Source organism: Vibrio sp. J1-1 (assembly GCF_021728395.1).
Taxonomy (GTDB): domain Bacteria; phylum Pseudomonadota; class Gammaproteobacteria; order Enterobacterales; family Vibrionaceae; genus Vibrio.
The window spans coordinates 273601-288487 of the sequence record NZ_JAKKCM010000005.1; the positions used below are offsets into that span (position 1 = coordinate 273601).

At 47.6% G+C, this 14887-nt stretch carries 15 protein-coding genes; 2 read left to right on the plus strand and 13 right to left on the minus strand.

Going from position 1 to position 14887, the window contains the following annotated elements; translation table 11 throughout:
- Positions 1 to 71: 71 nt before the first annotated feature.
- Positions 72 to 1277, plus strand: coding sequence for a cation:proton antiporter (locus L3V31_RS10595; protein WP_237316017.1), 1206 nt, complete (start codon positions 72 to 74; stop codon positions 1275 to 1277).
- Positions 1278 to 1332: 55 nt separating this feature from the next.
- On the opposite strand, the gene tatC is transcribed toward L3V31_RS10595, so the two are convergent.
- The 7 genes from tatC to rmuC form a co-directional block, all read right to left on the minus strand.
- On the minus strand, positions 1333 to 2079 hold the full coding sequence (gene tatC / locus L3V31_RS10600; protein ID WP_237316018.1) for a twin-arginine translocase subunit TatC: 747 nt from the start codon (positions 2077 to 2079) through the stop codon (positions 1333 to 1335).
- 67 nt (positions 2080 to 2146) lie between these two features.
- The gene (gene tatB, locus L3V31_RS10605; protein ID WP_237316019.1) at positions 2147 to 2545 is read right to left on the minus strand and encodes a Sec-independent protein translocase protein TatB; all 399 of its coding nucleotides are present in this window, start codon (positions 2543 to 2545) and stop codon (positions 2147 to 2149) included.
- 3 nt (positions 2546 to 2548) lie between these two features.
- Positions 2549 to 2806: a Sec-independent protein translocase subunit TatA gene (gene tatA / locus L3V31_RS10610; protein ID WP_237316020.1), complete on the minus strand. Its 258-nt coding sequence runs from the start codon at positions 2804 to 2806 to the stop codon at positions 2549 to 2551.
- A gap of 50 nt (positions 2807 to 2856) precedes the next feature.
- Positions 2857 to 4491 carry a ubiquinone biosynthesis regulatory protein kinase UbiB gene (gene ubiB / locus L3V31_RS10615; protein ID WP_237316021.1) on the minus strand — a complete coding sequence of 545 codons (1635 nt, stop codon included), beginning with the start codon at positions 4489 to 4491 and terminating at the stop codon, positions 2857 to 2859.
- Positions 4488 to 5123 carry an SCP2 domain-containing protein gene (locus tag L3V31_RS10620; RefSeq protein WP_237316022.1) on the minus strand — a complete coding sequence of 212 codons (636 nt, stop codon included), beginning with the start codon at positions 5121 to 5123 and terminating at the stop codon, positions 4488 to 4490. Before L3V31_RS10620 ends, ubiB begins: the two co-directional genes overlap by 4 nt.
- A gap of 11 nt (positions 5124 to 5134) precedes the next feature.
- The gene (gene ubiE, locus L3V31_RS10625; RefSeq protein WP_237316024.1) at positions 5135 to 5914 is read right to left on the minus strand and encodes a bifunctional demethylmenaquinone methyltransferase/2-methoxy-6-polyprenyl-1,4-benzoquinol methylase UbiE; all 780 of its coding nucleotides are present in this window, start codon (positions 5912 to 5914) and stop codon (positions 5135 to 5137) included.
- A gap of 77 nt (positions 5915 to 5991) precedes the next feature.
- Complete coding sequence (gene rmuC, locus L3V31_RS10630; RefSeq protein WP_237316025.1) at positions 5992 to 7524, minus strand: DNA recombination protein RmuC; 1533 nt, start codon at positions 7522 to 7524, stop codon at positions 5992 to 5994.
- 169 nt (positions 7525 to 7693) lie between these two features.
- Between rmuC and L3V31_RS10635 the strand changes: the two genes are divergently transcribed.
- The gene (locus L3V31_RS10635; protein ID WP_237316026.1) at positions 7694 to 8599 is read left to right on the plus strand and encodes a DMT family transporter; all 906 of its coding nucleotides are present in this window, start codon (positions 7694 to 7696) and stop codon (positions 8597 to 8599) included.
- Positions 8600 to 8685: 86 nt separating this feature from the next.
- Here the strand turns inward: L3V31_RS10635 and L3V31_RS10640 are convergent, their stop codons facing one another.
- The 6 genes from L3V31_RS10640 to L3V31_RS10665 all read right to left on the minus strand — a co-directional run bounded on the left by L3V31_RS10640 (position 8686) and on the right by L3V31_RS10665 (position 14885).
- A complete protein-coding gene (locus L3V31_RS10640; RefSeq protein WP_237316027.1) occupies positions 8686 to 10326 on the minus strand; it encodes an ABC transporter ATP-binding protein in 1641 nt (546 codons plus the stop codon).
- Positions 10323 to 11921 (minus strand): ATP-binding cassette domain-containing protein, encoded by a 1599-nt coding sequence (locus L3V31_RS10645; RefSeq protein ID WP_237316028.1) that lies wholly within the window; start codon positions 11919 to 11921, stop codon positions 10323 to 10325. Before L3V31_RS10645 ends, L3V31_RS10640 begins: the two co-directional genes overlap by 4 nt.
- A complete protein-coding gene (locus tag L3V31_RS10650; protein ID WP_237316029.1) occupies positions 11918 to 12307 on the minus strand; it encodes a YbaN family protein in 390 nt (129 codons plus the stop codon). Before L3V31_RS10650 ends, L3V31_RS10645 begins: the two co-directional genes overlap by 4 nt.
- Positions 12308 to 12425: 118 nt before the next feature.
- On the minus strand, positions 12426 to 12956 hold the full coding sequence (locus L3V31_RS10655; RefSeq protein ID WP_237316030.1) for a pyridoxamine 5'-phosphate oxidase family protein: 531 nt from the start codon (positions 12954 to 12956) through the stop codon (positions 12426 to 12428).
- Between the two features lie 22 nt (positions 12957 to 12978).
- The gene (locus tag L3V31_RS10660; protein ID WP_237316031.1) at positions 12979 to 14382 is read right to left on the minus strand and encodes a VWA domain-containing protein; all 1404 of its coding nucleotides are present in this window, start codon (positions 14380 to 14382) and stop codon (positions 12979 to 12981) included.
- Entirely contained in the window at positions 14382 to 14885 is a 504-nt protein-coding gene (locus L3V31_RS10665) for a hypothetical protein (RefSeq protein WP_237316032.1), read from the minus strand. Before L3V31_RS10665 ends, L3V31_RS10660 begins: the two co-directional genes overlap by 1 nt.
- Positions 14886 to 14887 lie beyond the last annotated feature (2 nt).

Consider the following 14887-nt stretch of genomic DNA (forward strand, 5'->3'; position numbering starts at 1 on the left):
GTTTGCGATATCCGTTGCTAAACTGATACATAAGTGATTCAAAAATCTACTTTACGTACAAGGAAGTATATATGGATTTAGAGCGTATCTATTTTGTTATCAGCATTCTCGCAGGGATTGTTTTCTTATATACCCTGATAGCAAAGCGCATCGAAAATTCCGCGATATCAGGCCCGATAGTTTATGTCGCTCTGGGATTGCTACTGGGCGATCATGGCCTGGGGATACTCGGGTTATCGGCAGAAGCCAATGACTTGAGACTGCTCGCCGACTTGACGCTGGCTTTAATTCTTTTTTCAGATGCTGCTCACTCCAACCTCACCGTATTAAAACAAAAAGCCGTCTATCCGGTCCGGATGCTGATGTTTGGACTGCCGGGCGCAATAATATTGGGCACCTTCGCCGCGGTTATTCTGTTTGACGTATTATCGGTTATAGAAGCCGCCATCCTTGCTACTATGCTCGCTGCAACAGACGCCGCACTGGGTAAAGCTGTCATATCTAACCCTAAGGTACCTACTCCTGTAAGCGAAGGGCTCAATGTGGAGAGTGGACTCAATGATGGTCTGTGCGTCCCAATACTGCTGCTTCTCATTGCAGTGGAATCCAGTACTACAAATGCTGATCTCAGTACTCGTCATGCTTTGATGGTGTTTGCTGAAGAACTGGGTATCGGCACGCTGGTTGGGTTGTCACTAGCCTACATTGGCGCCAAACTTCTCTCTTGGAGCGCAAAGAAAAAATGGCTCAGTGAGATATGGGTTCAGTTGACTGTGGGAGCCATTGCCCTGACCAGCTTCGGTTTAGCGCAAACTTTACACGGCAGTGGCTACATTGCAGCTTTCACAGGTGGACTACTGTTTGGTCATCTGGCTTCTCGTCATACTCACAAACTGGTATTGACAACTGAGAGCATCGCCGAGCTATTAGCCATGCTGACTTGGATTCTTTTTGGCGCTGCTGTTGTTGGTCAAGTACTGGGACTATTCTCCGTCAGCATGATTGTATACGCCCTCATCAGTTTAACGCTGGTTCGAATGATCCCTATCTACCTCTCTTTTCTCGGCACTTCCGTACCAGCCCGACACCGTTGGTTTATGGGCTGGTTTGGACCACGAGGCTTAGCTAGCATTGTGTTTACCATCATCGTATTAGATGCGGACTTACCGGGAGGACGCTTTATTGCTTTAACCGTTGCTTGCACCGTAATATTAAGCCTTGTTTTACATGGCGTCACGGCGCGAGCACTGTCAGAACGCATAGGAATGAGTAAATAAGAAAAAAGCGGCTCTAGTGAGCCGCTTTTTTACTGACAATTTTACGAGCCAAAGGCTACTCTTCGGCTTCAGCTTCCTCGTCTTTACGTGTGTAGAAACGCGCAAACAGCAAACCAACCTCAAACAGCAAGCACATCGGAATAGCCAGCAGAGTCTGAGAAATCATATCCGGTGGCGTCAACACCATACCAACAACAAACGCGGCAACGATGATATATGGGCGTTTTTGCTTTAACTCTTTTGGTGTCGTTGCACCCGTCCAGCACAACAGAATGATCGCAACAGGTACTTCAAAAGCAATACCAAATGCCATAAACAGCGCCAGTACAAAATCCAAATAGCTGGAAATGTCAGTAGCAAACTCGACACCGCCAAGCGAAATCGCCGTGAAGAAGCCAAAAACAAGTGGGAATACGACAAAATACGCAAACGCCACACCGCAGTAAAACAGCAAAGAGCTGGAAAACAGCAACGGCATGATCAAGCGACGCTCGTGCTTGTATAAGCCCGGTGCAACAAATGCCCACACCTGATACAAAATAAATGGTACGGCGACAAACACCGACGCAATCAATGTCAGTTTAAGTGGTGTAAAAAATGGTGACGCAACATCCGTTGCAATCATCGTCGCCCCTTCAGGCAGACGCTCTACTAAAGGTGCTGATACAAACTCGTAAATGTGGTTAGAGAAATAAACTAGCCCGACAAACACCACCAACACTGCCAATATTGAACGCAGTAGTCGGTTGCGAAGCTCCAACAAGTGACTAATTAAAGGTTGTGTCTGCTCGACGGTAGACATGGCAAACCTCTTTGTAAAAACCAGATCAAAAAGGAGCTACTTATCCTAGCAGCTCCTCCTAATGAGACTATTCGGCTTTTTTATCTGCCGCTGTAACCTTGATATCTTCCGCTTTTTCTACCGACTCAACGACTGGCTCTGCTTTCGCAGGTTTAGCGTCGGGTTCAGTGTTTTCCGCGTAAGGGCGGTTTACAGATTGCGCAGCTTGCTTAAGTTCTTCAACCGAAGACTTCAGTTCAGGAGATAAATCTTTCATCCCCATTTGCTCAGCTTTGCGCAAATTGTCTTGCAGCTCTTGGACTTTCAGCTCGTGTGACAATTCGTCTTTGACGCTATTTGCCATACTCTTAGCGGCACCGACAAAACGGGACACACTGCGAATAGCATGAGGCAAACGCTCCGGTCCAAGAACGACCAGACCAACAACAGATATTAATACCAGTTCCCAAAAACCGATATCAAACACGTTTTACGCCTGCTCTTTGTCTTTTTTCGTTTCAGATGCAGCTTCTTTTTGCTGCTGCGTCTCTAAACTTTTTGGCTCGAAGTCTGCGTCTTTAGCGTCTTTAGCATTTTTCGCAGTCTCTTCATCATCGCTCATTGCTTTTTTGAAGCCCTTAACAGCACCGCCTAGATCACCACCGATACCACGTAGCTTCTTGGTTCCGAATAGTAATACAACAATTACAGCAATAATTAGAAGTTGCCAAACACTGATACCACCCATTCTTTTTACCTCGGGTCTTTAAACAAAAATGTATTTCAAGAGTTTACCGTCTATCGACGATAAGCTCGCCAACTAAACAGCCAGAATGTGACACCTGCAATCCCACAGGCGAACGATAGCTGTTCATAAGCGTTATCCACCAATATTGCCGAGCATACGACTAAAGTGGCGCCAACACCAAATAAAAACGTACCTGTCGCCTGCTGTCGCTTACTTTGACGGTAGCCCTGATAAAGCTGATCCATACGCTGGTTCATCGCCTTACCTTGTTTGAGACTATCATAAAGCAGCTCAGGCAATTCTGGTAACTTCTCCGCCCAAAATGGTGCTCGATCTTTAATGGCATTCACTAAAGCTTGCGGACCGACTTGGTTCATCATCCACTCTTCAAGGAATGGCTTTGCGGTTTCCCATAAATCAAGCTGCGGATAAAGTTGTCTGCCAAGCCCTTCCACGTACAGCAAGGTTTTTTGCAGCAATACCAGTTGAGGTTGAACCTCCATATTAAAACGACGTGCGGTATTGAACAAATTCAATAGCACGTGACCAAAGGAGATTTCACACAGTGGCTTAGCGAAAATTGGCTCACAAACAATGCGAATCGCAAACTCAAATTCGTCAACATTGGTATCTGCCGGTACCCAACCTGAGTCCACGTGCAATTCCGCCACTCGACGATAATCACGATTGAAGAACGCAAGGAAGTTTTCCGCCAGATAACGCTTGTCTTCACTATTAAGTGTACCAACGATCCCACAATCTAACCCAATCCACGTTGGGTTTTCCGGGTGATCAGGTTTAACGAACACATTACCGGGATGCATATCGGCATGAAAGAAGCTGTCTCTGAACACCTGAGTGAAGAACACACTCACGCCACGTTCAGCCAGCAGTTTCATATTGGTGCCATTTGCTTTCAAGCCTTCTATATCAGAAACTTGAAAGCCATATATTCGCTCAGAAACCATGACAGTTTCATTACTAAAGTCAGGAAAAACTTCAGGAACGTATAATTCTTCGCTATCTTCGAAATTTCGACGCAATTGAATCGCGTTAGCCGCCTCACGACGCAGGTCGAGTTCATCGAGAAGCGTTTTTTCGTATTCACGAACGACTTCTACCGGTTTTAAACGACGTGCTTCAGGCATTGCCCCTGCGACTATACGCGCCATTCGGTGCATCAGTTTTAGATCGGAATCAATAACTGGGCGAATATCTGGGCGAATGACCTTTAATACCACTTCTTGGTTAGTGTCTTTTAGTCGTGCTGTGTGCACTTGAGCAATAGACGCAGAGGCCAGTGGTTTAATATCAAACTCGGTAAACCAGTTGTCGAGCGGACCACCTAACGCCTTTTCCATTTGCTGTTTCGCCAGTTCACCATCAAATGGGGCAACCTGGTCTTGAAGTAACGCAAGTGGATCGGCGATATGAGGGGGAAACAAGTCACGGCGGGTCGACATCATCTGACCAAACTTGATCCACACTGGCCCCAGCTCTTGCAACGCTAAACGAAGGCGCTCACCTAGAGGCTTCTCAGGGTGTTTATTTTTAATCCAGAACAGGCTTTTACGCATCCAAAGCGGGGCTTTAGTCAGTTGATGCTCCGGCAACAACTCATCCAGACCATATTCCAGTTGTACTTTAACAATGTGATATAAGCGCTTTATTTCTGCCGGAGTCATGGTTTCTCCAACGCAGGCTTATCCGCATCCAATTTATCAAGCAGAGCATTCAGACGAGCTTCCACTCGTGATGCCTGACTGCGTACTTCGTCCACTTGATCGCAAAAATGCGCGACTTCAAGTGGCGCTGGCGCAAATTTCCATTCTTCTGTCACCACTTGCGCTAAATGTCGCTGGTGTTTCTCTGCTTTAGAAACAAAAAAGTTGCCGACGTTTTTTGAACCCTGCACTACCGTATGAGCTACGACATCTCCAGTCACTCGCGACAGCCATTCTTCAATGTCTGGTTTGCAATCAACCATCAGCTGAGAGAACTTTTGTGCCAGTTGAATATCACCTTCTAGCTCAAGCTTATCTTGCTTGATAAGACGAGTGATGTTGGCTTGATCTCGCAGTTCCGGCAACACACTCAGGTTCAGAGACAAATAACAATCAGGATGACCTTCATAATTACCCAAAACATCAATCTGCTGACTGAAAATAAAGGTCAGCGTCTTATTAATTTCTTTCAGGTGAACTTGAATAACCTGGCCTTTCAGACGTGCCAGACGACGATCCAGTGCTGGGTCGTCTTTAATCAGCGTGTTCAGCGACGTTTCAATCACGGCAGTAATAAGAGGTTCAAATGGCATGCCGTTAACCCTTAAAATTTGTAGCCGCGGTGCAGCGCCACAATACCACCCGTAAGGTTGTAGTATTTGGTGTTTTCAAAACCTGCCTCTTTCATCATGCCTTCCAGCGTTTCTTGATCTGGATGCATGCGGATAGATTCTGCAAGATAACGGTAGCTTTCCGCATCGTTCGCGACCAGTTCACCCATTTTTGGTAACAGATGGAACGAGTATGCGTCATAAATTTTCGATAATGGCTCAATGATTGGTTTTGAAAACTCCAGCACCAATAGACGGCCGCCCGGTTTAAGTACACGGAACATTGAACGCAGTGCTTTGTCTTTATCGGTGACGTTACGCAGACAGAAACTGATAGTAATAACGTCAAAATAGTCATCTGGGAATGGCAGCTCTTCTGCGTTTGCCTGTACGTAATGCACATTACCCACAATGCCATTATCGCGCAGCTTGTCGCGGCCAACATTCAGCATTGAGTTATTGATATCCGCCAGAATCACATGACCTTGATCGCCGACGATGCGCGAAAATTTTGCTGTCAGGTCACCCGTACCACCGCCAAGATCCAGAATTCGCTGCCCCGGACGAGCACCACTGCAATCGATGGTGAAACGCTTCCACAGACGGTGAACGCCTCCCGACATTAGGTCATTCATGATGTCGTACTTCGCTGCCACGGAGTGAAAAACTTCGGCAACTTTAGTTACTTTTTCTTCTTTCGCCACGGTAGTGAAACCAAAGTGGGTGGTTTCGTTCTCTAATGCATTATTGGATTGCAAGCTTGTATCCGTCATTCTAATTCCTCTTGGACAGCACGTTTCACGGCTGGGCGGTTGCTGACAAATATAGTCGCCCAATGTACTGCGGGCGATTAGTTTACTTTATCCTCAGCCGGATGTCTTTCTACTAACGATTCATTTTCGGAAAATGCGTCACTCTGTGCTAGCTGTGCAAGATCAGACGAAATAGGACGCTTAATCTCCACGCCCAGTTGCTTGAAACTTTCAGCCTGTCGAATCACATTACCACGACCCGTAGCGAGTTTATTCATGGCACCTTGATACGTTTGGTTGGCTTTATCCAGCGCGCCACCTAAACCTTCCATATCATCAACAAACAAACGTAGTTTGTCGTAAAGTTTGGTCGCTCGCTCCGCAATCAGTTTAGCGTTTTCATTCTGACGTTCATTGCGCCACAAATTATCAATGGTACGCAGCGCCACCAGCAAGGTCGTCGGGCTAACCAAAATGATGTTCTGCTCCATTGCGTCTTTAACCAAACTCGGATCGGCCTGAATGGCGACCTGAAAAGCGGGCTCAACCGGAATAAACATCAATACGTAGTCGAGACTCTGGATGCCTTTGAGTTTGTGATAATCCTTCATGCTCAGACCTTTAATGTGCGCGCGTAGCGCAATAAGGTGAGCGTTCAGCGCCTGATCTCGCTGCGCATCAGTTTCTGCGTTGAAGTATCGCTCATACGCCACCAAGGCCATTTTCGAGTCGACCACGACTTGCTTGTTTTGCGGGAGGTGCACTATCACATCAGGCTGATAACGCTTGCCTGCTTCATTTTGCAGATTGACCTGTGTCTCGTATTCGTGCCCTTCTCGCAGCCCAGACTCTGCCAGCACACGGGCGAGAACCACTTCACCCCAGTTACCTTGTTGCTTGTTGTCGCCCTTCAAAGCCTGAGTCAGGTTCACCGCTTCGCGCGTCATTTGTTCGTTTAAACGTTGCAGATTCTTTAGCTCATGCACCAGCGTATGACGCTCTTTGGCTTCCTGACTAAAACTGTCATTGACTTGTTTTTTGAAACCATCCAATTGTTCTCTTAGCGGAGAAAGCAAACCTTCCAAGCTCTGACGGTTTTGTAGATCCACCTTCGCGGTTTTCTCTTCAAACAGTTGGTTGGCAAGGTGCTCAAATTGCTGCTTCAAACGCACTTCTGCTTGTTCCAGTATTTGCAGCTTCTCAGCATTAGACTGATTCACTTGCTCATGGCGAGCCTGCTGTTCTCGCAGTTGCGTTTCCAAACGCGATTTTTGCTCACGCATTTTCCCGAGCTCATCGAAATACTGCTGGCGCTCTTGTTTGACGGCTTCAAAATAGCGCAGCTTCTCCATTGCAGCCATCAACTTACCGTGTGACTGACGAACTTCAAATGCCGCCTTATCGCGCTCATCATCGAGTTCATCCAGCTCTTGTTGCGCGTCAGACAGACGCTGACTCACTTGCTCAAGCTGTTGTTGGTGAAGCTGTTTTTCCGCAGAAAGTCGCTGCTCAAGAAGCTGAGTTTGAGTGATAAAACGCTGTTTTACCCACCAACCGACTGCCGCTCCGCTGACTACAGCGGCACAAAGAGAAGAGAGAATGAGAGATTGATGCTCAAGAATCCATTGCATAATAGCGAGTTAGCCTGTGTTTTATGTCTATAACAATGGTATTTAGACACTGGATAAATGTCCAGTTTGTTGGATGAAAAATCCTCGCATACACTACCTGCTCAAAATAATATCCTTTGGCTCGCTCAAAATTTTATCGCCGAGCCTTTGAACACGATACAGAGGCATCATGAATGAGCGTCGCGCCCTAGGATTTGGGCTCTCAGCAGTATTACTTTGGTCGACAGTCGCGACCGCATTTAAACTCACATTAGCCGAGTTCACTCCGATTCAGATGCTGTGTATCGCCAGCGTCGTTTCTGCTATTGCTCTTATCATCGTGTGTGGTGTTCAAGGCAAGTTAAATCAACTTAGCGATACGTTTCTGTCGAATCCTTGGTATTACCTGCTACTTGGACTGATTAACCCATTAGCCTACTACTTGATTCTGTTCAAAGCTTATGACTTGCTCCCAGCCTCTCAGGCGCAAGCCATCAACTACAGCTGGGCCATCACACTGACACTCATGGCGGCGGCTTTTCTCGGGCAGAAAATTCGTAACAAGGACTGGATAGCTTGCGCGTTTAGTTACCTAGGTGTCATTGTGATTGCCACTCAGGGTAACGTGTTAGGTATGGATTTTGAGAGCCCGCTTGGTGTTGGCTTAGCGCTACTCTCGACTCTGCTGTGGGCAGGCTATTGGATTCTCAACACCAAAAACAAAGCGGATCCGGTCGTGGGCGTGCTGCTTGGTTTTCTCGTTGCGATTCCTTTTACTGTTGCTTTAAGTGTCTATGAAGGACAGAGCTGGGATTCCATATCGCCCCAAGGCTGGGCTGCAGTGACCTATGTTGGTCTGTTCGAAATGGGGATTACTTTTGTCCTTTGGCTAAGCGCGCTTAAGTCAACACAAAATACGGCTCGCATCAGTAACCTGATTTTCGCGTCACCATTTATCTCTTTGATGTTATTGGCGACTATTATTGGTGAAGACATTCATCCCTCAACACTGATCGGGCTGGTATTGATCATCAGCGGCCTGGTGATTCAGCAAGTCAAATTTGGCAAAAAAGATCTCTCCAAAGCCGCCAGTTAACATTACTGATGCTCACCTGGGTTGAGGTGTGTTTAACCCATTTCCACAAAAATGCCGGAGAATTCCGGCATTTTTGTCTCTTCTTATTAGCTTAATGCTGTCAGTTGGCCCTCTTTCATTAGCCAGCGTAGACACTGCGGGTTTAACCCCTGCGGCTGGTGCGCCACTTCCACCACCAATTTGTTTTGCCAATCTTGGCTAAGACGTTGGCGGATAACTCGTTCGGTCTGTTTATCCAAAGCACTGAACGCTTCGTCCAACAAATACACCGGAGTATCACGCAACCACGCTCTCGCCAACGCAACCCGCTGCGCTTCCCCGCCACTAAGACGAGTACCGTTAAGCCCCAATTCCGTATCTAAGCCATCGGCTAATGCACAGTACATTGGCTCTAAGCAGACTAGCCGTAGCGCTTGCATCAGTTTCTCGTCACTATAGTGACCACCTAGTGATAAGTTGTAGCGCAAAGAGGCAGGGAAAATCACGCTCTGCTGAGGTACATAACTGATTTGCTGCCAAGCCGCTTCTCGATTCAAACGAGTAATGGCTTCGCCTTTAAAGCGTAAAGGCGACGTGTCGGAAAGGTAAATACCCGCCAAGTAACGCAGCAGTGATGTCTTACCACTACCGCTTTGCCCTTGGATGACCAAATGTGTTCCCGCAGAAAGCGCAAGCGATAAGTCCTCAAACAACCAGTCTGTTGTTGCACCGTATCGATGGCTTAAGTCTTCGACGCTGAGTAAAGCATCAGAGTGGATTGCCGCTGGAACGCTATTACTCTCACTAAGCTCTGCTGATGGCTCTGCTTCCAATATCGCCAAAACTCGACGACAAGCAGGAAACGTCTGCGGCAAGTCTTCAAAGGTTCGCGTCAAAGCGAGTACCGGGCCGAAAGCACCTGCATACAAACACAACGCCGTTAACGATAGTGACTCACCCTGCCACCAAGCCAGCACAATCATGGCGACAAAGCCACTACCGATGGATAAATCTGTCAGCGCATCCTTAATACCATTTCGCACCGCTAAGGCGTTATGCAAACGCTGAAGTACTCGTCCTTGTTTAGACACTTTGCGCTGAAAAAACGCCATCGCTGACCAGTTTTGTATTTCATTGAAACCCGACACCACGTCGGTCAGCAAGGTATTGAGCAGGCCAAATTGACTGCGAATCTCCTGCCCCAGCTTGCTGCTGCGATTAAGGTGCCACGTAGGCAGCACGCCACCCACGATCAGTAACAGCAAACATAAGACGATTGCCACTGAACCAACTAACCAGTATCCGTAAGCGGTGACCAACAGCGACACCACCAGCGCCGACAACACAGGCACAATGGTGTGGGCATAAAAGACCTCAATGCGCTCGATGTCCGATACCACCCGCGCGGTCAAATCACCAGTCGACAAGTCGTGAATATTGTCCGGCGCTTGTTGCTCTAGTCGCCAATACACTTGGTTACGTAAGTCTTCTTGGATACGAAACGCAGCGTTATGCCCTGAAAGTTGCTCGATGTAACGACAGATTGCTTTGCCGATACCAATCCATAACAATGGCCAAAGCAGTTGTGGCCAAATCGATACAGGTTGCTCAAGAAACAAGTGTTGTGCGTATTGCCCCGCCACAACGAGGATAGCAATGGTGCCTAACTGGTTTAGTATCCGACAAACCAATGACAAACCAAGCGGCATCATATGTGGTCTGGCAAGGTGTAATAACTGATTAATCATGCCCAGGCCTCCGAGCTTCTGAATTTGGTGGCATCGCGCCAACCGCTGATATCCACCACACGATCCGCTTGAGCGATGACTCGCGGTGAATGACTGATCACCAGTACGCCCGCTTGTTGCTTAAGTTGATGAAGCGCATCAATCACTTTTTGTTCGCTCGCTTCGTCCAACTGACGGGTTGGCTCGTCAATTAACATCAGCGCATGATCGGATAAAAATGCTCGAGATAAACCAAGCCGAGCCGCCTGCCCCCCGGAGATGTGCTTGCCGCCTTCTCCCGGCTGAAGTGAAAGTGTTTCGGAATGTTCGAGCCATTCGTCCAGCGCACTCTGTTTTAGCGCATCACGCACGTCATCTTTTGAAGCGCTAGGCGAAGCTAGAAGACAGTTATCTTCCAGCGTCTGATGAAACACATACGGCATCTGCTGCAAGTAACCCACCGACTGATGGGTAATCACACCCGCATCGGGCATCAATTGACCACGGATCAGTTTGAACAAGGTGGATTTACCGCAACCGCTTGGCCCTTGCAGCACCACCAGTTCGCCTTTGTATACAGTTAAGTCGACACGCTGAAACAACTTTTCTTGCTGAGGATAACCAAAGGTTAAACCGTGTATATCAAGAGCAATGTGATGATTTTGTGGTGTAAGGTGGTGGGGTTCATTTTCGTCCAAAGACAAGATTTGCTGTACGTCCGCCTGCACTTCGCGTCCCAGCGCACCGGCGAAGAAGAATGCCCCCATTAAAGACAATGGACGTATCAGCTCAACGCTAGCCAGAATAATGAAAGCTGCCGACGCCGCGTCGAGGATACCCGCTTGATAACGCGTGATCGCTAATAGCGATGCCGCGACTATCGTGCCCAGAGAAAACAGCAAATCAACCAATAAGATCACCAGTTGATTGGTTTTGAGTAGAGACATGGTAGAGCGTCGTAATGTCTCACCATGTTGTTCAATTTCCTCTCCCCAGGTCTTGGAATACTGGTACAGTTTTAATACGGGTAAGCCATGCAAACTCTGGGTAAACAGTTCGGTTAGCCGTGCCAAGTTATGCTTATAGGTCGCACTGACACTGGCAAAGCGTTTAAAGACCAGCATTAAAATGGCAGGAATAACAGGGATCATTAGCAGCAAGATCAAGCCAGAAAAAGGGTCGATAAATGCAATAAACAGGCACACCAACAAAGGGCCGAGCAGACCGATAAAAAACTGCGGGACAAACAATCCCCAATACAAGTCCAGCACTTCTACCCCTTCACCGAGTAGGTAATTGAGTTTGCCACGTAGCTCAGGTTTCATTTGAGCGGGCTTTAAATCGGCTAACTTATCAAGCAATTGAGCGCGTATTGACCGTTTCACTTGCTGCGCCGTTTTTGCCCCCAAGTAACGATGGACAATAATCACACCAAAGCGCAACGCTAATAGCGTCATACCCGCCAATAACACCTGTATGGCGATATGTTCAAAGTTTTCACTGAACACTCGACTCACCAGCCAGTACTGGCCAACTAAACCAAGAATTACCAATACACCACTGCTTACCGTTCCCAGTAACCAAGGTTTAGCGGTTTGAGGAATTCGACCTATCATTTGTTTTCCTCAGCTAGCGCCAAGCGCGTTTTGTAACGCACAATCACGTAGGTTTCGATAAGCGCAATCACCAATAATGTGATTTGCGCAGATGGGCGCTCATCGAGCAACCACAAGACGGTCGCCAATATCGAACCCCACACCACTATCAATACTCGCACCTTTTCTTTTATGCTGAGACCGCGATTCTCTTTGATGTTTCTCAACGTTGGGCCAAGCAAGCGGTTAGCTAACAGCCAAGACTGAAAGCGGGGCGAGCTGACACTAAAACAATAGAGCGCCAGCAGCGCAAAAGGAACGGTAGGCAATAATGGAATAAACACACCAACCATACCCAGCCCAGTCGCACTGACCCCTATGGTCAAAAAGGTATATCTTTTAATCATGTTCCAATTCATTTTGTAGATTATCTGTTGTAATGAAGGACTGAATGTCACTGCGCTTTAGCCGACACTGCTGTGCGCTATTGTTATCTAAAAAAATGCGAGGTTGCCCTCGCAATTTTTAAGCTGGTTGTAACTGCTTTTCTTCTTCGGTGTGACCTTCCGTCTGATGCACTGCATGTTGCAGTGTTTCATCAAGACGAAACGCCTGACCAAAACCTTTGACGTAGTTGCCCGAGCGTGGCGAAAAACGATAGAAGCTAAAATCCTTCATGCCACACAACTGCTCGACGATCTCGCCGAACTTTTGCTGCATTTGTTGCTTGAGCGGCGCGGCTTCTTCACTGTGCTTATCGATACAAATCACATCGCAATCAATAACCAATCGCTCGCGAGCAAATAAGTGACGCGCCTTATCTTCCGGTTCGACTAACATCAACGACGCTCTAGGAGTGTGCTGCAGGTTACGAGCATGTTGCGACACAGTGCTCAAGAGCATGACAAAGTCGTTGCCCTGACGAACAAACGGAGCGTAACTCGCCAGCGGTGTGCCTTGCGCATCTACGGTACCCAGTTGAGCGGTTGAAAACTGCTGAATAAATCTCTGAATCTTTTCGGGTAAACGTTCTAATTGCTCTTTTCGGTACGACATACAATTCCTTTCAAAATGATTATTATTCCACCAATTCAATTTTATTCAGTGTGGTGGCCACTTGTTGTAATACGGTTCGGATGGTTCGGTTGGTCGCTTGATAGTACTGACCAGGACTGGCACAAGATTTCATTGCAGGCGAACGGTTGTTAAAATCCACCGCGATAATTTCGATGCCTTTGCGCTTCATCTCTCGGCATAGCGCAACCTGCTTTTTGTCGCGCATTACAGGCTCAGCTAAGTGGTCGCCATCGGTGAACAGCACCATGACTTTCTTATTTGTGTCTAGGCCGTAATCGCGTGGCAATTCGCGTTTGGTTTTATCCCATAAGCCACGCCATTCTGGAGAAAGTAAACGCCAGGCCCACATCACCCCCTCTGCGTTATTGGTGTTCATTTCTGGGTAGATCGTTTTCAGCCCGTTAACAAACTCGCGATGGTTCGACATAAACGCTTGAATACTGCTGGCACCGCAATCTGCTGAATCAAACAGTCCAAGTAAATGCTTCCATTTGGGATTGTATGGGTCACTGTTTTCGCTTGAGTAGTATTCATGCAGTGGCATGCCATTCTCATACCGTTCGATCGGCGGCTTAATTTGACTTTCTAACTTAAACCTCAAATTTTGTTGCTCGGGCCCAAGTTCTAGGCGGCGAGTCCAATCAGGAGTGATTGCACCTGCGTGAGTTAGCCCATCTTGATTTTCAGGCAGTTGCATACACATTGCACCACGCCAACGGCCTGGTACACCGGCACTCAATAAGTTACTCCAACCTTGTTCTTTAGCGAGTGGGCGCAGACCTCGCGGGAAAGCCAGTGCGCTAGTTTTAAGAAAGTTGGGGCGCCAGCCTATGTTGATATAGCCAGTTGCTGGCACGATGCTGATGGTCTTACTCAGATTTCGTCGTTCTTGAGCGTATAAAATGTCGGCAAAGTCTCGTAGCCCTTTTATTGCTAGACCCATGGGCATGCCTTTCATAGAAGACGAGACATCCAGCATAACGACAATTTCCAACGTGGTTTGGTGCAAGCGTGAACTGGCTTGATGAAGAATACTTAAATCCCCAGCATGCAGCTCATCATTCAAAACCAGCTTGCTCGATTGAACCTTTCCCGTTACGGTGACATTGGTTATCTTTTCCCGGTTATCCAGCCGAGTAAGTGGTGTTGATAGCGCCGTGCTTTCATCACTGACATTGGCATTTAATAACTGCTCGGCATCCTGCTGAGCACTCCGACTGTCGGATGAAGAGTAAAGCACTGCATCCGCCAACATCGACAACCGACTGTCAGTCGTACTGGTCACCACCACCAGCAACACAAAACTGAAAAAGGTCAGCATTCCGGCAAGAAATATCGCTGCCGACACCGACACGACCCCAAGCTGGGCATGTAACGATAAAGGAAGGGCAGACAGACTTCGCATCAGTTAGTCTCCCTAATCATATAAGAATGAAAGCGACCGCTCGGCCACAGCTTCCAAATCGCATTACCGCTCACGCTGCTATGTGGTCGATAGCACAACGCCACTTCCACCAGGCTCCCTAACTCAAAATCTGGCCACTGTTGACTGAGCGGACAACGCGCACTGACCATAACGGGTGTCGTTTCTTTAGTCCCGGCGTTGTACATCGCAATCGAGAGGCTGACTTCCCCCTTAGCAATGTGAGAGAGCTGCTGCTCAGCAAAGTCAGTAAAATAGGGGAGCTGCGCAATGTTGTTATCTATCGTCAAGGTACGGCGATTCCCCACCATTTCAAGAATGTTGTAATTAAGATTTACCAACCGTTGTTCGACGCGAAGAATGGTCAGTATTTCTGATGCAGCAACGATAACGGTCAGCAGCATCGGCAATATGAGCGCGACTTCGAGACTGACACTGCCACGCAAACGGTGTGTACGAGATTCAAACATGGGATATCTGGGCATAG